The 19,031-nt window shown below is 65.4% G+C and carries 23 protein-coding genes; 11 read left to right on the top strand and 12 right to left on the bottom strand.

Annotated features, from left to right (window positions below; translation table 11 throughout):
• Positions 1 to 167: 167 nt before the first annotated feature.
• The 3 genes from H1S04_RS18620 to purC all read right to left on the bottom strand — a co-directional run bounded on the left by H1S04_RS18620 (position 168) and on the right by purC (position 1,429).
• Positions 168 to 302, bottom strand: coding sequence for a hypothetical protein (locus H1S04_RS18620; RefSeq protein WP_255435464.1), 135 nt, complete (start codon positions 300 to 302; stop codon positions 168 to 170).
• 111 nt (positions 303 to 413) lie between these two features.
• Entirely contained in the window at positions 414 to 653 is a 240-nt protein-coding gene (purS, locus tag H1S04_RS06635; protein WP_181744724.1) for a phosphoribosylformylglycinamidine synthase subunit PurS, read from the bottom strand.
• An 11-nt stretch (positions 654 to 664) separates the two neighbouring features.
• Entirely contained in the window at positions 665 to 1,429 is a 765-nt protein-coding gene (gene purC, locus H1S04_RS06630) for a phosphoribosylaminoimidazolesuccinocarboxamide synthase (RefSeq protein WP_181744723.1), read from the bottom strand.
• Between the two features lie 151 nt (positions 1,430 to 1,580).
• Here purC and H1S04_RS06625 point away from each other — a divergent pair, with 151 nt between their 5' ends.
• Positions 1,581 to 1,895, top strand: coding sequence for a DUF1476 domain-containing protein (locus H1S04_RS06625; RefSeq protein ID WP_181744722.1), 315 nt, complete (start codon positions 1,581 to 1,583; stop codon positions 1,893 to 1,895).
• 64 nt (positions 1,896 to 1,959) lie between these two features.
• Here the strand turns inward: H1S04_RS06625 and H1S04_RS06620 are convergent, their stop codons facing one another.
• The 5 genes from H1S04_RS06620 to H1S04_RS06600 form a co-directional block, all read right to left on the bottom strand.
• The gene (locus tag H1S04_RS06620) at positions 1,960 to 2,241 is read right to left on the bottom strand and encodes a hypothetical protein (RefSeq protein WP_181744721.1); all 282 of its coding nucleotides are present in this window, start codon (positions 2,239 to 2,241) and stop codon (positions 1,960 to 1,962) included.
• 113 nt (positions 2,242 to 2,354) lie between these two features.
• The gene (locus tag H1S04_RS06615; protein ID WP_181744720.1) at positions 2,355 to 2,861 is read right to left on the bottom strand and encodes a cell wall hydrolase; all 507 of its coding nucleotides are present in this window, start codon (positions 2,859 to 2,861) and stop codon (positions 2,355 to 2,357) included.
• 34 nt (positions 2,862 to 2,895) lie between these two features.
• A complete protein-coding gene (locus H1S04_RS06610) occupies positions 2,896 to 4,098 on the bottom strand; it encodes a UbiH/UbiF family hydroxylase (protein ID WP_181744719.1) in 1,203 nt (400 codons plus the stop codon).
• 4 nt (positions 4,099 to 4,102) lie between these two features.
• Complete coding sequence (locus H1S04_RS06605) at positions 4,103 to 4,306, bottom strand: hypothetical protein (RefSeq protein ID WP_181744718.1); 204 nt, start codon at positions 4,304 to 4,306, stop codon at positions 4,103 to 4,105.
• Between the two features lie 48 nt (positions 4,307 to 4,354).
• On the bottom strand, positions 4,355 to 5,017 hold the full coding sequence (locus H1S04_RS06600) for a pyrimidine 5'-nucleotidase (protein ID WP_181744717.1): 663 nt from the start codon (positions 5,015 to 5,017) through the stop codon (positions 4,355 to 4,357).
• A gap of 346 nt (positions 5,018 to 5,363) precedes the next feature.
• Here H1S04_RS06600 and H1S04_RS06595 point away from each other — a divergent pair, with 346 nt between their 5' ends.
• The 3 genes from H1S04_RS06595 to H1S04_RS06585 are packed head-to-tail and all read left to right on the top strand — an operon-like array spanning position 5,364 to position 7,184.
• Positions 5,364 to 5,987, top strand: a complete 624-nt coding sequence (locus H1S04_RS06595; protein WP_181744716.1) for a GntR family transcriptional regulator — start codon at positions 5,364 to 5,366, stop codon at positions 5,985 to 5,987.
• A complete protein-coding gene (locus H1S04_RS06590; protein ID WP_181744715.1) occupies positions 5,984 to 6,607 on the top strand; it encodes a DNA-3-methyladenine glycosylase in 624 nt (207 codons plus the stop codon). Before H1S04_RS06595 ends, H1S04_RS06590 begins: the two co-directional genes overlap by 4 nt.
• A gap of 4 nt (positions 6,608 to 6,611) precedes the next feature.
• On the top strand, positions 6,612 to 7,184 hold the full coding sequence (locus tag H1S04_RS06585; RefSeq protein WP_366521905.1) for a GNAT family N-acetyltransferase: 573 nt from the start codon (positions 6,612 to 6,614) through the stop codon (positions 7,182 to 7,184).
• Positions 7,185 to 7,228: 44 nt separating this feature from the next.
• Here H1S04_RS06585 and H1S04_RS06580 read toward each other — a convergent pair whose 3' ends face one another.
• The gene (locus H1S04_RS06580; protein ID WP_220185098.1) at positions 7,229 to 9,466 is read right to left on the bottom strand and encodes an OmpA family protein; all 2,238 of its coding nucleotides are present in this window, start codon (positions 9,464 to 9,466) and stop codon (positions 7,229 to 7,231) included.
• 161 nt (positions 9,467 to 9,627) lie between these two features.
• Here H1S04_RS06580 and H1S04_RS06575 point away from each other — a divergent pair, with 161 nt between their 5' ends.
• A complete protein-coding gene (locus tag H1S04_RS06575) occupies positions 9,628 to 10,836 on the top strand; it encodes an acyl-CoA dehydrogenase (protein WP_370470466.1) in 1,209 nt (402 codons plus the stop codon).
• 181 nt (positions 10,837 to 11,017) lie between these two features.
• Here the strand turns inward: H1S04_RS06575 and H1S04_RS06570 are convergent, their stop codons facing one another.
• The 3 genes from H1S04_RS06570 to H1S04_RS06560 form a co-directional block, all read right to left on the bottom strand.
• The gene (locus H1S04_RS06570) at positions 11,018 to 12,061 is read right to left on the bottom strand and encodes an acyltransferase (protein ID WP_181744712.1); all 1,044 of its coding nucleotides are present in this window, start codon (positions 12,059 to 12,061) and stop codon (positions 11,018 to 11,020) included.
• A 187-nt stretch (positions 12,062 to 12,248) separates the two neighbouring features.
• The gene (locus H1S04_RS06565; RefSeq protein ID WP_181744711.1) at positions 12,249 to 13,097 is read right to left on the bottom strand and encodes a ferredoxin--NADP reductase; all 849 of its coding nucleotides are present in this window, start codon (positions 13,095 to 13,097) and stop codon (positions 12,249 to 12,251) included.
• A 228-nt stretch (positions 13,098 to 13,325) separates the two neighbouring features.
• Complete coding sequence (locus tag H1S04_RS06560) at positions 13,326 to 13,790, bottom strand: Rrf2 family transcriptional regulator (RefSeq protein ID WP_181744710.1); 465 nt, start codon at positions 13,788 to 13,790, stop codon at positions 13,326 to 13,328.
• Positions 13,791 to 13,983: 193 nt separating this feature from the next.
• On the opposite strand from H1S04_RS06560, the gene H1S04_RS06555 reads away from it, so the two are divergent.
• From H1S04_RS06555 to purQ, 6 genes are all read left to right on the top strand, one after another.
• Entirely contained in the window at positions 13,984 to 14,643 is a 660-nt protein-coding gene (locus tag H1S04_RS06555; protein ID WP_181744709.1) for an alpha/beta hydrolase, read from the top strand.
• Between the two features lie 236 nt (positions 14,644 to 14,879).
• A complete protein-coding gene (locus H1S04_RS06550) occupies positions 14,880 to 15,176 on the top strand; it encodes a PepSY domain-containing protein (RefSeq protein ID WP_181744708.1) in 297 nt (98 codons plus the stop codon).
• Between the two features lie 571 nt (positions 15,177 to 15,747).
• Positions 15,748 to 16,065, top strand: a complete 318-nt coding sequence (locus tag H1S04_RS06545) for a hypothetical protein (protein ID WP_181744707.1) — start codon at positions 15,748 to 15,750, stop codon at positions 16,063 to 16,065.
• A gap of 24 nt (positions 16,066 to 16,089) precedes the next feature.
• A complete protein-coding gene (locus H1S04_RS06540; protein ID WP_181744706.1) occupies positions 16,090 to 16,683 on the top strand; it encodes an HD family hydrolase in 594 nt (197 codons plus the stop codon).
• A 293-nt stretch (positions 16,684 to 16,976) separates the two neighbouring features.
• Positions 16,977 to 18,188 (top strand): NADP-dependent isocitrate dehydrogenase, encoded by a 1,212-nt coding sequence (locus H1S04_RS06535; protein WP_181744705.1) that lies wholly within the window; start codon positions 16,977 to 16,979, stop codon positions 18,186 to 18,188.
• Between the two features lie 153 nt (positions 18,189 to 18,341).
• Positions 18,342 to 19,010 carry a phosphoribosylformylglycinamidine synthase subunit PurQ gene (gene purQ, locus H1S04_RS06530; RefSeq protein ID WP_181744704.1) on the top strand — a complete coding sequence of 223 codons (669 nt, stop codon included), beginning with the start codon at positions 18,342 to 18,344 and terminating at the stop codon, positions 19,008 to 19,010.
• Positions 19,011 to 19,031: the final 21 nt, after the last annotated feature.

Genomic DNA, 19,031 nt, shown 5'->3' with positions numbered 1-19,031 from the left:
CGCCAGGCCTTTTCTTCCTGCGACCAAAAGCGCTTCGCCATAGCCTTACGATAATAGGGCTGATCGACCACGGCTGTACCGTGCCGCACCATGATTTCTAGATGATCAGTCAGGTGTCGCTGCGATATGACGCCTGTCTTTTCAAGGCGAAGCCGGTTCTGCGTGACCTATTCAAGCTGGTCCCCGTCGCTCACACCTTCTGAGGTGCCATAGCGCGCAGCCAAGCGTTCCACCATAAGCAGGTCAAATTGCTGACCACGGCTGGCGGTGAGGCTGTCGAGAAATTCCCTATCAAAACGCATAAACTAAACCTGTACGAACTTAAACGCATAGAGAAATTGCCGAACTAGCCCCCGCGAAGGCAGCATAAAATGATAGATCGTCGCGGCGCAAGCCGCGACGTCATGGTGTCGTTATACGATCTCGACCGAATATTTCTCGATCACCGTATTCGCCAGCAGGCTTTCGCACATGCGGGTGACCTCGGCCGTGGCGGCGTCGGGGTCAGTCGCGGTCAGGTCCAGCTCGATCACCTTGCCCTGACGGACGCCGTCCACGCCCTTGTGGCCGAGACCGGCAAGCGCATGGCGGATCGCCTCGCCCTGCGGGTCCAGAACGCCGTCCTTCAGCATGATGGTCACACGGGCTTTCATCGGACGGTCCTTCAGTTGATCAGGGTCGGTTTGTTCATCGGCGTCGCGTTTGCCGGCATCAGGCCAAGCCGGCGCGCAACCTCGGTATAGGCGTCGGTCAGGCTGCCCAGATCGCGGCGGAACACGTCCTTGTCCAGCTTCTGGCCGGTCTTGACGTCCCACAGGCGGCAGCTGTCGGGGCTGATTTCGTCGGCCACGATCAGGCGCATGAAATCGCCATCCCAGATCCGGCCGATTTCGATCTTGAAGTCGATCAGCTTGATGCCGACGCCGAAGAAGACGCCCGACAGGAAGTCGTTCACCCGCAGCGCCAGCGACACGATGTCGTCCAGATCCTGCTGCGACGCCCAGCCGAAGGCGATGATATATTCCTCGGACACCATCGGATCGCCGAGTTCGTCATTCTTGAACGAATATTCGACGATCGGGCGCGGCAGCTGGGTGCCTTCCTCCAGCCCGAGGCGCTTGGACAGCGAGCCGGCGGCGAAATTGCGCACGATCACTTCCAGCGGGATGATTTCCACCTGACGGATCAGCTGCTCGCGCATGTTGATGCGGCGGATGAAGTGATTGGGCACGCCGATATTGGTCAGCCCGTTCATGAAGAATTCCGACAGCCGGTTGTTCAGCACGCCCTTGCCTTCGATCGTCGCCTTTTTCTGGGCGTTGAAGGCAGTGGCATCATCCTTGAAATACTGGATCAGGGTGCCGGGCTCGGTGCCTTCATACAGGATCTTGGCCTTGCCTTCATAGATCTTCTTGCGCCGGGGTGCCATGGATTGCGCCGTCCTTTCAGGGCCGGATGGTTATGGAACGGCTATAGAGAAGATGCCGCCGCCCGGCAATACTGGGCAGGCGCCTCGCGATACAGGGTTGTGATATAAAGGTACTATGCTCATATTCGACACAGGGTTTCAGGAGACGTGAATGACCACCTTTGACGACCGCGAACGTTCTTACGAGGCGAAGTTTGCCCGTGACGCCGACCTGCAGTTCAAGGCCGAGGCGCGCCGCAACCGCCTGCTGGGCGAATGGGCCGCGGGCCTGCTGGGCAAATCCGGCGATGACGCCAAGTCCTATGCGCTGTCCGTCGTGACCTCGGATTTCGAAGAACCGGGTGACGAGGACGTGTTCCGCAAGATCGCCGCCGATCTGGAAGGCAAGGCCGACGAGGCCGCCATTCGCGCCAAGATGGCCGAACTGGTCGGTGTCGCCCGTCAGCAGCTGATCGACGAGCTCTGATCTGGCGGCAGCCCGGACAGGAAATGCCCGGCAGCGATGCCGGGCATTTTGTTGTCAGGACCGGTCAGCGCGGGTGGGAATAGCCCAGCACCCGCCCCGCGGCATCGACGCTGCACAGATGCCTGCGCCCGTTATCGAGCGTTTCGACTGTGGCGATGCCGCCGGTCTCGGACAGCCAGCGCGGTTCGACGGCGCTGAGCGGCTGGCCGATATGGCGGGCGATGGCGGCGCGGCACGCCGCCTCCTGCGCGGCAGCGGCAGCGGCGGTGGGGACGGGGCCGGGCGATGGCGGCGCCGCCTCCATGCAGGCGGCGAGCGGCAGCAGGGTCAGTAACGCAAGGCGCATGAGGGCGCTCCGTTCTCTGGGGGCGATGCAGCCATCATGACCCCACCGCCGGACCAGATCAATCGCGCGGTCGAGGAAACCGCGCGCGCGCCCCCTGCAGGTGCGGGCCCGGTCTACCAGCCGAAACTGCTGCTCGAGGGGGGCAGCGGATAGGGCTGCGTCACCAGATGCGGCTTGCGCTTTTCATAGAAGGCATTGCCGCCGGCGGTCACCACATAGTGCATGTTGTTGTAGCTGAAGCGATGCGTCGCGGCGTGGAAGAACTGCGCATTGCCGATCCGGGGGTGACGTTCGCCCCGCAGGACCGCGCGCGCGGCCTCCTGCACCTTGGGTGCGGTGCGCAGATCCATCTTCCTGGTCATCACGCCCGGCGCGAACTGGTTCTTCTGACCGACCACGCCACAGACGCTGTTGGGGAACTTGTCCGACTGCACCCGATTCATCACCACGCTGCCCACCGCGATCATTCCCTCGCGGCTGGAGCGGTTGGACTCGAAATACATCGCGCGCTCCATGCATTCCAATTCGGAATGCCGGCCTCCGAAACCGCAACCGGACAGGACCAGCAGGGCCGTTGCGCACAGGACCGCAACGGGTCGAAAAAGGCGGGGAAATGTCATCAATAGTCCTTCTGGATCATCGGCCCGGCGGGCGTCAATTGACGCCCAGCCCCGCCTTCATCATCAGGCGCCGCACCGGGGCGATGCCATAGATCGCGCCCAGTCCCGCCGCGCGCAGATCGCGCAAGGCACGCGGGGTAAGCATGCTGGCCCGGTTCAGCAGGTCGATGCCGGCGATGCGCAGTCGCGCCTCGCGCCAGCGGCGCCGCTGGAATGCCTCCAGCGAGGCACGGCTGCCCGGATCGTCGCGCGACAGATCCAGCAGCAGCCCAAGATCGGCGAGGCTCATGTTCAGGCCCTGCGCGCCGATGGGGGGCACGACATGGGCGGCCTCGGCGATCAGGGCGGTGCGGGGGCCGGTGAAGCGGTCGGCCAACTGGCTGATGATCGGCCAGGCGGTCAGCCGGGTGGCTGGCTTCAGATGGCCCAGAATGCGGGTCGAGCGGGCGTTCAGCGCCGCCGTGAAATCTTCGGGCGGCAGCGCCATCAGGCGCGCGACCTCGGGGCCGCGCTCCATCCACACCACGGCCGAGGAGGGCTTGCCCCCCCGATCCGGCAGCGGCACCAGCGTGAACGGGCCGCCCGAGCGGTGGATCTCGGTCGAGACATTCTCATGCGGGATCTCGTGGGTGACCGCGAAGGCAAGCGCTTTCTGACCGTAGCGGGTGGTCTTCACGCCGATTTCCAAGGCCTCGCGGATGACAGAGTTACGCCCATCCGCGCCCACCACCAGCCGCGCGGTCACCTGGGTACCGTCTGAAAGGGTGACCCGCGCCTCGTCCTCGCGCGCCGTCAGGGCGACGGTGGCGGTGCCGGGGCGAAAGGTGACATTCGGCATCTCGGCCAGCCGGGCCGCGATCTCGCGGCGCAGCAACCAGTTCTGCAGGTTCCAGCCGAAGGGCGCGTCGGAAATGTCCGAGGCATCGAAGTCGCGCACCAGCCGGGCGATCGGTTCGGCGCCGCCTGCATCGACGATCCGCATGATCTGCAAGGGGGTGGCATGGGGCGCCAGCAGGTCCCACAGCCCGGCCCGTTCCAGCAGCTGGATCGAGGGTTGCAGAAAGGCGGTGGTGCGCAGGTCCGAGCCGTCGGCGGCTTCCTCGGTCACCGGCGGGGCGGGGTCGACGCAGATCACCCGATGGCCGTCGGCCCCGAAGGCGGCCGCGGTGACAAGACCGGCGATGCCCCCGCCCGAGATCAGGATGTCGGTCTGCACCGCGCCGTCGGATGCGGCCATGGGGCTAGTTCCCCGCCATGATCGAAAGCAGCGCCGCCCAGATTACGGCAGTCCCGACCAGCCCCAGGATGCCAAGCGCGGGCAGGCCAAAGACGGCCACGATCACCGCGCATATCGCCAGCACCGCCGCCACCATCAGCAGAATGCGGGCGGCAAGGGCGTTTTCGGCGCGGGTGGCTTGCGGATCGTCGGTGAGTGCCTGGGCCATGTCACGTCTCCTGTCTGTGTTTCCCCGACTTTGCCAGAGCATGCCGGGTCAGACAAGCGAACGCAGGAAGCCCGTCAGGTCGTCGGTGCGGTGCTGGACATGCGGACCGAGAGTGAAATCGGCCGCCAACTCGTCCGGGCCGTGGCGGCCCCGGCCGACCAGAACCGTGCGCATGCCAAGCTTGGCCGGCACTTCGAGGTTGCGCGGGTCATCCTCGAACATGGCGGCCGTGGCGGGGTCGAAGCCGTGGGCGCCAATGACTGCGGCATAAGCGCGCGCATCGGGTTTGGGGTGAAAATCGACCTCCTGAATGCCATAGATAGCCTCGAACACCCGCAGGTCGCGATGGTGCAGGACGCGGTTGGCGTAAAGCGCATCGGCATTGGTGTGGATGATCTTGCGGCCGGGCAGCGCGGCGATGGCAGCGGCCAGATCGGGATCGGGGGTCAGCACCGACAGGTCGATGTCGTGGACATCATACAGATAGGCATCCGGGTCGATCCGGTGTTCGGCCATCAGCCCGGCCAGCGTCGTGCCGTATTGGCGCCAGTAATGCGCGCGCAGGCGGTCGGCCTCGGTCGCGTCCACGCCGAGCAGGTTCTGGACATGGGCGACCATGCGGGCCTCGATCTGGTCGAACAGCGCCGCCTCGGGCGGATACAGCGTGTTGTCGAGATCGAAGATCCAGGTGGTGATATGCGAGAAATCCATGCGCCCGTGATACGGGGACGGCACGTGGACCGCAACGGGCGGCGGGGTCGCGCCTTGCAACATCAGCCTGTCACGCCGAGGGGCAGGAGGGGCCGGCAGCAGCGCCTTTCGCGGCGGCGCGGCGCATGAATGGCGCATGAATCGGGCCGCTTCATGCCGGGCTTCATGCCGGGATGATCGCACCGCTGTCCCGATCTTTCCTTGGGCCTCTGCGCTGCCCCGCTTTGTCGGCGTCCGTTGCTGACGGGCCGGGATCATCATCGGACGGCCTTCCTGCGGCCGAGGGGTCGAGGCCGCCCCGGTCTTCGCGCTTGCATTCCGCGTCCGCATCGCGGCTACTGTGGCGATGAAAGACGCCTATTCCCTGATCGTCGAAGCCATTGACGACGGTATCTACAAGCCCGGTGCCCGGCTGGTCGAATCAGAACTGGCCGAACGTTTCGGCGTGTCGCGCACGCCCGTGCGCGAGGCGTTGCAGCGGCTGGAAACGCAAGCCATGGTGAAGCGCGACGGCCGCTCGTTGATCGTGGCCACCCTGGATCACAGCCAACTGGCCGAGCTTTACACCGTCCGCACCGAGTTGGAGGCGCTCGCCGCCCGCCTTGCCGCTCGCCACGCCACGCCCGAGGAGTTGCGTGTCCTGCAATCCATGATCGACGATGACCGCAAGGTGCTGGGCGATGCGCAGGCGCTGGCGCGGTCGAACTGGCGCTTTCACCGCCAGATCCATCTGGCCTCGCATAACCGCTATCTGGTGCAACAATTGAACATGGTGCACCGCAATATGGCGCTGATGGCGCGCACATCGCTGGCGGCCGAGGGGCGTGACCGCGCGGCGCTGGCGGAACATCAGGCGGTGGTCGACGCGCTCGTCTCGGGCGATGCCGGCGCGGCCGAGGCTGCGCTTCGGGCGCATATCTCGAAAGCCTTCGAGACCCGGCTGCGCGAGGATGCGCGGCGCGAGCCATGAGGATCATCGACACCCCGGAGGATCTGGCCGAAGGCCGCGCCCATCTGGCGCAGGTCTGCCCGGTCTGGGCCGGGGCGCTGCCTATGTTGGATCTGCCGCTGCGCCGGCACACGGATGGCTTCCCCGCGATCCTCGATGCGATCATCGGCCAGCAGATCTCCATCGCGGCTGCCGGCGCGATCATGGCGCGGCTGGCCGGGGCGGGCCTGACGGAGCCGGCCGCGATCCGCGGCGCGGGCGAGGAGGGGCTGCGCGCCTGCGGCGTCTCGCGGCCGAAGATCCGTTATCTTCTGGGCATCGTCGCTGCTGAGCCCGACTGGCAGGCGCTGCGCGCGGCGCCCGATGCCGAAGTCATCGCCCGGCTGACCGCGCTGCCCGGCATCGGCCAATGGACGGCCGAGATCTATCTGGCCTTCGCGCTTGGCCGGACCGATGCTTTTCCGGCCGGCGATCTGGCGCTGCAGGAATCCGCGCGGCTGCTTTACGGGCTGGCCGACCGACCGGGCCCCAAGGCGCTGTTGGAACTGGCCGAGCCGTGGCGCCCCTGGCGATCCGTCGCGGCGCGGGCGCTGTGGGCGCATTACCGGGTGGCGAAGGGGCGTGAAGGGGTGATGTCGTGAGGGGATGTCATCCGTGACATCGGCCCGTGGGAACGTGGAGGTCATGCTGCCAAGTTTCGAGACGGAGAGGCTTTTCCTGCGACCACGCATAATGGCTGATCTGAAGGCAAGCCTCGCCATGGACCGGAACGCCGAAGTCACGAGGTTCATTCCCGGTCCCTGGCAGGAGCCGGTGCAGCACGAGGCCTTCGTGCGCCAGCGGATCGAAGCGAAATATGGTAACGGACTCGGCTATTGGTCGATCTTCGCCAAGTCAGACCCGCAGCGCTTCGTGGGATGGGTGCTGCTGATCCCGCTGGATGCGGTCGGCCCCGACGTCGAGATCGGCTGGCGGTTGCAACGCTCGTCATGGGGGCGAGGCTATGCGACAGGGGCCACGGTGCGGATTGTCCGCCACGCGTTCACGACGGTACGGCTGCCCGGGATCGTGGCCGAAATCGACGCTGACAACCTGGCTTCGCGCCGCGTGGCAGAAAAGATCGGGATGGTGGTGGCCGGGCGAACCGATCATGGCGGCCGCAGCGGTCTGCGCTATCTCATGACGCAGAGCGACTATCTCGCAGTAACGAAAGAGTGACGCGCCGAAACCGACGCGCCACCCCGGTTGTTCCCCCTGTCCGTCTACCGTGCCGAGGCCAGCAGATCGGTGATCCGCCGGACCGAGGCGCGGCGGTTGTCGCGCTCCTCTCCCAGCGTGGGCACTTTCAGATATTCCTCACCGTAGCCCTGCACGACCAGGTTTTCCGGCGGCACGTCGAAATATTCAGCCAGCGCCAGCGCCACCGATTCCGCGCGTCGGTCCGACAGCGCCAGATTATAGGTCGCGCTGCCCACCGCGTCGGTATGCCCCTCGATCAGGAAGACCTCGCGCGGGTTGGCCTTGATCGCGTCCTCCAGCACCGTGCCCAGCGTCGCCAGCTGGCGCGCCTGATTGGGGTTGATGGCGGCCGATCCGGTGTCGAAGGTGATCGCATCGATATCGACCGGCGCGACGAGGTTGCGCACCTCGGGGATCGACCGGATCTGGTTCAGGGTGAAGCGGCGGCTGACGGCGGCTTCGCGCGCCAGCGCCTCGCGCAGCGCAGCCTCGGTCGTGGGCGCAGCGGTCGCGGGCTTCGGCGCCGGCGGCAGCTCCGAGACCTGCACCGGGGGCACCTCGACCGATTCGTCGATCAGCACCGTCTCGGTGCCGTTCGGGGCCACCAGCACCCGGCGCAGGACCGTCAGATCGGCGCCGCGAATGGTGATCACCTGCGAGCCGTCAGGCCTCACCACCACCGAACGCGAGGAGCCGTCGGCATAGTTTTCCGTCCGCACCTCGTTGCCGGGCTGGCGCAGCAGCATGTTGTCATCCTTCAACACCTGCTGGCTGCCGTCGCTGCGGGTGACGATCACCCGGTCACCGGTGTTCAGCGCCACTTCGCGGTTGCCCTGCAGCACCTGACCCACCGCCAGCGCGCCCAGACCCGCCAGCGCGACCTTCGCCAGATCGATGCCTCCATCGTCGCCGTCGTCGTCGTTCGAGGCTTGCGCGGCGCCGGCCTTCTTGATTGCATCGGCGATCCGGGTCTCGAAATCCTGGTCCGAACTGCGCACGCTGTTCTCGGTCACCGTCTCGGTGACCACCTTGCCCCCGGCCTTCTCCTTGTCCGACAGCGCGGCCGCGGTGGGCTTGGCGCCCTCGGCCGCTTCCTTGGCCGCAGCGGTGTTCGAGCCGCGCGCCCGCAGCTTGCCGTCCTCGCCCACCACATATTGCTGGCGCCCCAGGCCGCCGATGATGATCGTGCCCTTGTTGCTGACATTCACCGCCACGCCCTTGGGGCTGACCAGCGACGCCCCTTCGGCGCAGGGCCGAGCGGAGCCGTCGCTGCACAGCAGATCATCCGCGGTCAGCCCCCGCGCGATCTCGTCCTGAAGCACTGCGTTCAGGCCGGGCATGGTCTGGGCGCGTTCGGCATGAAGGGTCTTTGCATCGGCATCGGGGAAGCGCGGCTCATCCTTGGCGAACCGGTCCTTGACCGCGACCGGCGTGGCGGGCGGCTTCTGCGCGCCCCCCTGCGCGGCGGCGGTCAGCTGCCGGGTCAGCTCGTCCAACTGGGCGTCGTCGGTCTTGACGCCAGCCGCAGTCTTCGCATCGGCATCGGGCGTCGCTGCTGGCTTCACCTCTGCCGCACGCTTCTCCTCTGCGGCCTTTTCGGCCTCCGCTGCGCGCTTCTCCTCGGCGGCCTTTTCGGCCTCAGCCTGTTGCCTGGCCTCGGCCTTTGCCTTCGCCTCGGCGGCGGCCTTGGCCTCCCGTTCGGCCTTTTTCGCGGCTTCTTCAGCTGCGGCTTTGGCCTCCTCGCCGGCCCGGCCAGCGGCGAGCGCCGCGGCCAGAGCATCCTCGCCCTTGGCAGGTTTCGCCTTCTCGGCAGGGGCAGCCTCGCCGCCGCCGCCGCCGCCGATCAGCCGCCCAGCCTGCGCCTGCACCGCCTCCAGCCGCGCCTTGGCCAAGGGGGCATAGGCGCCATCACGCGCGGCTGGCCGGCCATCGACGATCTGGAAGGGCTGCAGGGCGGGAGGCGCCAGCACCATATCGCCGCCCTCGGACAGCTGTACCGCCACGCCGGCCGGCGTGACGAGCGGCATGTCGTCCGCGCAGGGCCGGGCCGAGCCGTCCAGGCACAGCAAGCTGCCCGCCTTCAGCCCGGCGCCGACTTCCGCCGTCAGCAGCGCATTCAATCCGGGCATCTGCTTTGCCCGCTCGGGGCGCAGGGTCGCAGCATCGTTGTTCGGCAGCACGACCTCGGCCTGCAGCGGCAGCCCGAGCCCGAGGGAGAGGAGCGCCGCAATCGCGGTCGAATTGGCAGTAAAGCGGGGCATATGATCCTCATAGCGGCTATGTCGCATTCAGGCAGGATAACGGACGGAGCGGTTCATCGTTCCATAAAACCCTGTGAAGGGACCGTGAACCGGCCGTGACGCTTGCACGCCACGGCGCGCCGTCCTATCCCCTGACAGACATGACGGAAGGGAGGCCGAAGATGGCACTGAAACCGAAGGACGCACCGGATCTGGGCCGCTTTGACTGGGAGGACCCGTTTCGCCTCGACGACCAGCTGACCGAGGAGGAGCGCGCCATCCGCGATGCCGCCCGCGCCTACGCGCAGGACCGCCTGCAGCCCCGCGTCATCGACGCCTTCCGCGAAGAGCAGACCGACCCCGAGATCTTCCGCGAAATGGGCGAGATGGGCCTGCTGGGCGTCACCATCCCCGAGGAATACGGTGGCATCGGCGCATCCTATGTGGCCTACGGTCTGGTCGCGCGCGAAGTCGAGCGCGTCGACAGCGGCTATCGCAGCATGATGTCGGTGCAGTCCTCGCTGGTGATGTATCCGATCTATGCCTATGGCTCGGAAGAGCAGCGGATGAAATACCTGCCGAAGCTGGCTTCGGGCGAATGGATCGGCTGCTTCGGCCTGACCGAACCCGATGCCGGATCAGACCCCGCCGGGATGAAGACGCGGGCGAAGAAGACCGCGAACGGCTATGTGCTGAACGGCTCGAAGATGTGGATCTCGAACTCGCCCATCGCCGATGTCTTCGTGGTCTGGGCCAAGTCCGAGGCCCATGGCGGCAAGATCCGCGGCTTCGTGCTGGAAAAGGGCATGAAGGGACTTTCGGCGCCGAAGATCGGCGGCAAGCTGTCCCTGCGCGCCTCGATCACCGGCGAGATCGTCATGGACAATGTCGAGGTGGGCGAGGACGCACTGCTGCCGAATGTCGAAGGTCTGAAAGGCCCGTTCGGCTGTCTGAACCGGGCACGCTATGGCATCAGTTGGGGCGCGCTTGGCGCGGCCGAGTTCTGCCTGCATGCCGCGCGCCAATACGGGCTGGATCGTCATCAGTTCGGCAAGCCGCTCGCGCAGACCCAGCTCCACCAGCTGAAGCTGGCCAATATGATGACCGAAATCGCGCTGGGTCTTCAAGGCAGCCTGCGGGTGGGCCGGCTGCTGGACGAGGCCGAGGCCGCGCCCGAGATGATCTCGATCATCAAGCGCAACAATTGCGGCAAGGCGCTGGAAATCGCCCGCTGGGCCCGCGACATGCATGGCGGCAACGGCATTTCCGAGGAATTCCAGGTCATGCGCCATATGGTGAACCTGGAAACGGTGAATACCTATGAGGGCACACATGACGTGCACGCCCTGATCCTCGGCCGCGCGATCACCGGGCTGCAGGCGTTCTTCTGACGACGCCCGCAAAGCCCCATGCCTGCCGACATGGCGGCCCCCAAAGCGGGGGCTGTCTGCCCCCGTCCTGCGGACTCCCCCGAGGATATTTCGGCCAGAATGAAAGCTGGCGCTTTCACTTTGGTCCAAATATCCTCGGGTGAATTGGCCGGAACGGCCAAGAGGGGCGAAGCCCCTGACTTCAGGCGGCCTGAGTGGCGGGTCTGCGTTTCCACAGGCCGATCAGCGGGCGCTCGATCAGCAGATACAGCACATAGGCGGCAAGGATGCAGATCAGCGTGGCCCACCAGACATAGGCCCAGGGATGCGCGCCCGCCGGGTCCAGCCGGGTCCAGATGATCTTGACGATGGCCAGGGTGAACGGGTGCGACAGATACAGCGTATAGGAGCTGTCGCCGCCGACCTTGGCGATGCCTTTCAGCGCGCCGCTCAGCCGGGCGGGCAGGAAGAAGATGAAGGCGCTGGCGAAGAAGGCGGCCGGGATGCCGAGGCGGATCAGCCGGCTGGGCGACGGCTGCAACAGCCAATAAGCCACGAAGGCCAGAGCGACGAAGGCGGCGAACAGGATCAGGTTGGGGCGGTGGCCGCCCTCGGTGTAAAGCCGGGCGAGAATCACGCCGATCAGGAATTCCAGGATGATCGGCCGCCCCCAGAACAGCACGGGACCGCTGGTGGTGACCGCCCAGAGCGCCACGAAGCCGAGAATCAGCGCGGCGAGGACCGCGAAGCCGAATTTGCGCGGGAATAACAGCGCGACAGCGAACAACGCGTAGAAGAACATCTCGTAGTTCAGCGTCCAGCCGAGGGCCAGGACCGGCGTATATTCCCCGATCATGTTCGGATAGGGGAAGAACAGGAAGGAGGACAGGATCATCGGCGCGCTGGCATCGGGGTTGTTCAGCTTGTCCGGCAGCAGCGCGATCGCCGCCAGCATCCCCAGCGTATACAGCCAATAGAGCGGGACGACGCGCTGGAACCGCTTCTTCAGGAAGGTGGCGGTACCGCCGGGTTGGCCGAAGAGATGCGCGCTCGACAGCCACATCACGAAGCCCGAGATGATGAAGAAGATGTCGACGCCGATGCCGAAATCGAAGGGGATATGCTCGAACCCCGCGACGGTCTGGCCGGCCTCGGCCTGGGCATGTTCGAAGACCACGGCGGCGGCGGCGATGGCGCGCAGCAGCTGCACGCTGACGAGATGCGGGGTGTGGGTCTGCGTGGACATCGGTGTCCCATCCTGAAAACAGCGCTCGGGCCTGCCGAGATTCCGGCCGGAGTGCCGGTCTGGAGGCGAGCAAAATCGTTAAAAATCTTCCGCGGCTGGTAGCAGCTTGGGCGCAAAAAGTTAACAGACCCGCCCGATCTGATCGGACGGGTCGGCCTTTCTCCGCCGAACGGGCGGATCTGCAGGTTCAGATGCCGTCGCCGACGAAGGCCTTTTCGACCACGAATTCGCGGGGTTCGGAATTGGCGCCCTCGCGCAGACCGAAGCCTTCCAGCACCGCCTTCACATCGACGTTGAAGGCCAGGCTGCCGCAGATCATGGCGCGGTCTTCCTCGGGGTTGATCGGCGGCAGGCCCAGATCGGCGAAGACCTTGCCCGAGGTCATGTTGTCGGTGATCCGGCCCATCAGGGGCGAATCCTCGCGCGTGGTGGTGGGGTAATAGAGCAGCCGGTCGGCGAATTCCGCGCCGAACATCTCGGTCAGCAGGGGGTCGTTGCGCAGGTTTTCGACCAGCTCGCGGCCATAGGTCAGCTCGTCCGCGCCGCGGCAGGTGTGCATCATGATGACCTGATCGAAGCGCTCGAAGGTTTCGGGGTCGCGCATCAGTGACGCGAAGGGCGCCAGCCCGGTGCCGGTGGCCAGAAACCACAACCGCTTGCCGGGCAGCAGCGCGTCCAGCACCAGCGTGCCCACGGGTTTCGGGCGCAGGATGATCTGATCGCCTTCCTTGATATGCTGCAGTTTCGAGGTCAGCGGGCCATCCGGCACCTTGATCGAATAGAATTCCAGTTCGTCATCCCAATTGGGCGAGGCGATGGAATAGGCGCGCAGGATCGGCTTGCCGTTATCGCCGGGCAGCCCGATCATCACGAATTCGCCCGAGCGGAAGCGCAGACTGGCCGGACGCGTCACCCGGAAGGAAAACAGCCGGTCGGTCCAATGCTTCACCGCCGTCACCGTCTGCGCATCGGGCAGGGTGGGCTTGTCGCGGTTCGGTTGGGCTTGGGTGTCGGTCACGGCGAGATCCAGTGTCATCAGAATTCCTGCAATGCTCTAGGCCAATGCGGCGCGTCGGTGAAGCCCATGCGGGGCGGCAAATTGTCCCGAGGGGGCGATTCTCGCGTTAGATTTAGAACAATTTCCGCATTTGTGGCAGGGGTGTGGGGTGGATAAGGATGTTTCCGCGTAGCACCCCTTTTGGGTAGAACTGTATTCCATGTTGGTCTGGTTGCTGCGGTCAGCGTCGGTGCTGGTCGGTGCCGATCAGGACTGATCGTCCACGACCGAGAGGAGATCGGGGACCGCCGGGCAGGGCAGCAGACGGTTATGGGCGACATCGGCCAGCGTGGCGTTGTGCAGAAACACATAGACATGAGCCGACAGGCTTTGCCACAGTCGGTTCGAAAGCGTCTGCGCGCGCGAGCCCGACACGCCCCCCGACACCCCCGCGCCCAGATGCAGGGCGCTGACGGTTTCATCGACGGCGGACAGGATTTCCGACACCCGGATCTCGGTGGCCGGGCGTGACAGCTTGTAGCCGCCGCCGGGGCCGCGCGCGGATTCGACCAGCCCCGCCCGGCGCAGCCGCACGAAAAGCTGTTCGAGATAGGGCAGCGACACGTCCTGCCGTTCGGCGATGTCGGCCAGCGAGGTCAGCGTATTGGCCGGCTGCAACGCCAGATCGACCAGTGCCACCATGCCGTAGCGGCCCTTGGTGGAAAGCTTCATGCGATAATCCTTCGCCCCAGTAACCGGCGCCCGGAAATCAGGCCGCCTTGAAATGTTGACGAGCGCGCGGGGCTTGGGCTAACTCCCCCCGTCCCGGCAGCCCTTGCGCAGGCCGTTCCCGGTCCACATCTTCTGGGCTTGGAATAGTTGTCGCCCCTGCTTGCGTCAAGAAAACCGTTTCGCGAAGGATCCCATGCCCGAACTGATCTTTGCCGGCCCCGATGGCCGTCTCGAAGGGCGCTATCACGCCCAAGCCAAACCCGATGCGCCGATTGCGATCATCCTGCATCCTCATCCCCAATATGGCGGCACGATGAACAATCGCGTCGTCTATAACCTGCATTACGCATTCCACAAGATCGGCTTCACGGTGATGCGGTTCAACTTCCGCGGCGTAGGCCGGAGCCAGGGAGAGTTCGACCAGGGCGTCGGCGAGTTGTCGGACGCGGCGGCCGCGCTGGATTATCTGCAGGCGATGAATCCCAACTCCAAGCATTGCTGGGTGGCGGGGTTCAGCTTTGGTGCCTGGATCGGCATGCAGCTGCTGATGCGGCGTCCCGAAATCACCGGCTTCATCAGCGTCTCGCCACAGGCCAATATCTATGATTTCAGCTTCCTTGCGCCGTGCCCGGCCTCGGGGCTGATCATCAACGGCTCGGCCGACCGTGTGGCGCCCCCGAAGGATACCGAGGGGTTGGTGTCGAAACTGCGCGAGCAGAAAGGTATCACCATCAGCCATGACGTGATCGAGGGCGCGGACCACTTCTTCCGCGACGACGAGGTGCATATGAACCCGATGATCGAGAAGGTGCAGACCTATGTGCGCCGGCGCCTGACCGAGGGGACGCGCTGACCTGACGCGGGACCGGCGCCCAGCAGGTGCCGGTCCGGGCGGAGGCTTGCCGATTTCGGCGCCCTCGGCCGACCGGGTCTTGGCGGGCAAGGCCCCGCCGACCCGCAGGGGTCCGGGTGGCTGCAACATGCCGAATTTGCCGCGGTTGCCATCGGTTGGCTTGTCCGTGCTGCGGCCGCGCGTTTCCTTCCGACCTGAAGCGGACCCGTGGCGGGTTCGCCAAGGCGGAGGATGCCATGACCAAGATTTCCCGAACCACGACGTTTGCCGCGGCGCTGGCGTTGATCTCGATGCCGGCGCTGGCGCAGGTGACGGCCGAGCAGGTGACCCAGTCGCTGGAAGGGCAGGGCTATACCGATATCCGGGTCTCGCCCGAGGTGGACGGCCATATCGCCACTACCGCGACCGATGCCGAAGGCGTCGAGGTGGTGATTGTCCACGACGCGAGCACCGGGCAGGTCGTTTCGGCGGCGGCAGCGGATGCGCAGCCGGCGCAAGGCGGCGCGACCCCGGCGCCGGCACCGGGCGGCTGAGATCGCGCAACCACGAGATGAGGGAGGGCGCGCGCGATCTCCCTTGTCTTGTATGTGCGGTTTGCTTGGATCGCGTGGTTGGCCGTCGCGGCGAAGCCTGTCCGGAATTGATGTGCGAAAATCCGCCGATCGTTTGGCGAAAATCCGCCCACATTGGACATTCCCGGAAAAATTTCCCTCTAAATCGCTGTAATGCGATTTGTTTTGAGAAAATTCAAAGAAAATCATATCCTTTTCCTTGGAGGCCGTCGACAAATCTGCCGGCGGTGAAAGGGGGGAGACATGCGTAGGATACCAAGTGCCGCACCAGCTGCTGTCGCGCTCGCCGTACTGGCGATGCCGGCGGGGGCAAGTGTTTCCAGCAATCAGGTCGGGAAAGCTCGGTTGGATGCCGGACACGCCCAGATCGAGCTTTCGGTCGGCGGAGACGGAGAGATCGTCATTGCCGATCGTGATCGTGCCCAGGGCGATCGCGAAGCCCGCGAGGGGCGTCGCCCCAACAGGGAAGGCAAGGCCGGAGATCGCGGCAAACGTGACCGGGATCGGGATCGCGACAAGGGCAAGAAGGGCCGTGAAGGCGGCGACCACGGCGGTGGAGACCATGGCGGCGGTGACCATGGCGGCGGCGATCCCGGCGGTGGAGACCATGGTGGCGGTGACCATGGCGGCGGTGACCATGGCGGCGGTGATCCGGGTGGTGGCGATCATGGCGGTGACGATCCCGGCGGTGGGGACCACGGGGGTGGCGATCACGGGGGTGGTGATCCGGGCGGCGACCACGGCTGACCCTTTCACAGGGCGGCAGAAGGGGGCCAGCAGGCCCCCTTCCGTTTGGCGCGCGGACCGGAAGGTTAAAACCGCGCTGGCGATCCGCGCCCGCGCAGGCTAACAGCCGGTGCAAAGGAGACCGCCGATGCCCCAGCCCGATCTCGACGCGCAACTGGCTTTTCTGGCCGAGGCGGACAAGCTGAAATCGGTCGACCGGGCCAATACGCTGAACGATCTGTCGCGGCAGGAAAACAGCGCCGAACATAGCTGGCATCTGACGCTTTACGCGATGGTTCTGGCCGGGCAGGCGGGGCCGGGGGTGGATATCGGCCGCGTCATCCGGATGCTGATCCTGCATGATCTGGTGGAAATCGACGTGGGCGATGTTCCGCTGCACTCGGCCGGCGGTCAGGCCCATGACTCGCCCGAGATCCAGCAGGCCGAGGCTGAGGCCGCGCGCCGCATCTTCGGGCTGCTGCCGCCCGCTCAGGCAGCGGAATTCCTGGCCCTCTGGCAGGAATTCGAAGCCAACCGGACCCCCGACGCCGTCTTCGCCAAATCGCTCGACCGCACGCAGCCGCTGGTCCAGAACCTCACCTCTGACGGCGCGGGCTGGGTGAAATACGGCGTCACCTACGACAATATCGTCAGCCGCGTCGGTGAGAAGGTGGCACGCGGCTTGCCCGCGGTCTGGGACGAACTGCATTGCCGCGTCCGCGCCTTCTTCGGCCTCGCCTGACCGCAGATGCCGACTCTCCGCCGATCAGCGGGCTGTCAGGTATCGGGCGACCGCGGTCCAGATCCTGCGCTGCGACAACGGCGCCCCGAGACCCTCGGCGAAGGTCAGGGGCACGGATCCGAATGGTCCGCCCCCCTTCGGTCTTCGAGGCGCTGTGCGGGCCGGTCACGAACAGGATGCAAGATCGGGAAAGGTGGCGGGCGGCGGCAGTATGCGATGGCATACCGCCTTCCTTTCCCTAGCGATAGCAGCTATACCGCCGCCAAATCGAAATCCAACTGAAGGGATGCCCCATGTCGAAGATCAAGGTAGACAACCCGGTCGTCGAGCTCGACGGCGACGAGATGACCCGGATCATCTGGGAATTCATCAAGAAAAAGCTGATCCTGCCTTACCTCGACATCGACCTGAAATATTACGACCTCGGCATCGAGGAGCGTGACCGCACCGAAGACCAGATCACCATCGACGCGGCCAATGCGATCAAGCAATACGGCGTCGGCGTGAAATGCGCGACCATCACCCCCGACGAGGCCCGCGTCGAGGAATTCGGCCTGAAGAAGATGTGGAAATCGCCCAACGGAACGATCCGCAACATCCTCGGCGGGGTGATCTTCCGCGAGCCGATCATCGCCCGAAACGTGCCGCGTCTGGTCCCGCACTGGACCAAGCCGATCATCGTCGGCCGCCATGCCTTCGGTGACCAGTACAAGGCCACCGATTTCCGCTTCCCCGGCACCGGCAAGCTGTCGATCAAATTCGTCGGCGACGACGGCCAGACCATCGAACACGAGGTCTTTCAGGCCCCCGGCGCCGGTGTCGCCATGGCGATGTATAACCTCGACGATTCGATCCGCGACTTCGCCCGCGCCTCGATGAACTATGCGCTGCAGCGCAACTATCCGCTCTATCTGTCGACCAAGAACACCATCCTGAAAGCCTATGACGGCCGTTTCAAGGATCTGTTCCAGCAGATCTTCGACGAAGAATTTGCCGACCGGTTCAAGAAGGCCGGCCTGACCTATGAACACCGCCTGATCGACGACATGGTGGCATCGTCGCTGAAATGGAACGGCGGCTATGTCTGGGCCTGCAAGAACTATGACGGCGATGTGCAGTCGGATACGGTGGCCCAGGGTTTCGGCTCGCTCGGGCTGATGACCTCGGTGCTGATGACCCCCGATGGCAAGACCGTCGAGGCCGAGGCCGCCCACGGCACCGTCACCCGCCACTACCGCGAGTATCAGAAGGGCAAGGAGACGTCGACCAACTCCATCGCCTCTATCTATGCCTGGACCGGCGGCCTGAAGCATCGCGCCAAACTGGACAATAACGAAGCGCTGATGAACTTCGCGCAGACGCTGGAACGCGTGACGGTGCAGGCGGTCGAGGACGGCTATATGACCAAGGACCTCGCCCTGCTGGTCGGCCCGGAACAGAAATGGCTGTCGACGATGGGCTATCTGGAAAAGGTCGACGAATATCTGAACAAGGCGCTCGCCTGATCCACGGACGAAAGCCGGGCCTCACCGCCCGGCTTTTTTCATTCTGGCCCAAATATCCCGGGGGAGTCCGCAGGACGGGGGCAGCGCCCCCCTTTCTTTACCGTCCGACAAGGGCTATCTGACCCCCATCCCAACCGGACCGGAGCCCGTGCCATGAAAGCCGCCGTCATCACCTTCCCCGGATCGAATTGCGACCGCGACCTGCGCGTGGCGCTGCGAGACGCGGGGGCCGAGGTCACACAGGTCTGGCACAAGGACGACGCCCTGCCGGCGGGCACCGATCTGGTCGCGGTGCCGGGCGGCTTTTCCTTCGGGGACTATCTGCGCTGCGGCGCCATTGCCGCCCAATCCCCCATCGCCCGTGCCCTCCGTGCCCATGCCGAGCGCGGCGGCTTCGTGCTGGGGGTCTGCAACGGCTTTCAGGTGCTGACCGAGCTTGGGCTGCTGCCCGGCGCGCTGATGCGCAATGCCGGCCTGACCTTCATCGCCAAGCCGGTGGCACTGGAAGTCGTCAGCGCCGACAGCGCCTTCACCAGCGGCTACAGCGTCGGTCAGATTCTGCAGATCCCCGTCGCCCATCATGACGGCAATTACCAGATCGACCCCGAGGGGCTGGCCGCGCTGCAGGCGCAGGACCGCATCGCCTTCCGCTATGCGCCGGCAATCAACGGCTCGGTCGCGGATATCGCCGGCGTGCTGTCGGAAAACCGTCGCGTGCTGGGGATGATGCCCCATCCCGAACGCGCCATCGACCCGGCCCATGGCGGCACCGATGGCAAGGCCATGTTCGCTGCTCTCGCCGGCGCGCTGCTTGCGGCGTGACGACGCGCGCCTTGGCAGAAG

This window comes from Paracoccus sp. S1E-3 (assembly GCF_013868135.1).
In the GTDB taxonomy this organism is placed as follows: Bacteria; Pseudomonadota; Alphaproteobacteria; order Rhodobacterales; family Rhodobacteraceae; genus Paracoccus.
The sequence above is the reverse complement of the archived record's forward strand: the minus strand, read 5'-3'. Positions and strand labels throughout refer to the sequence as shown.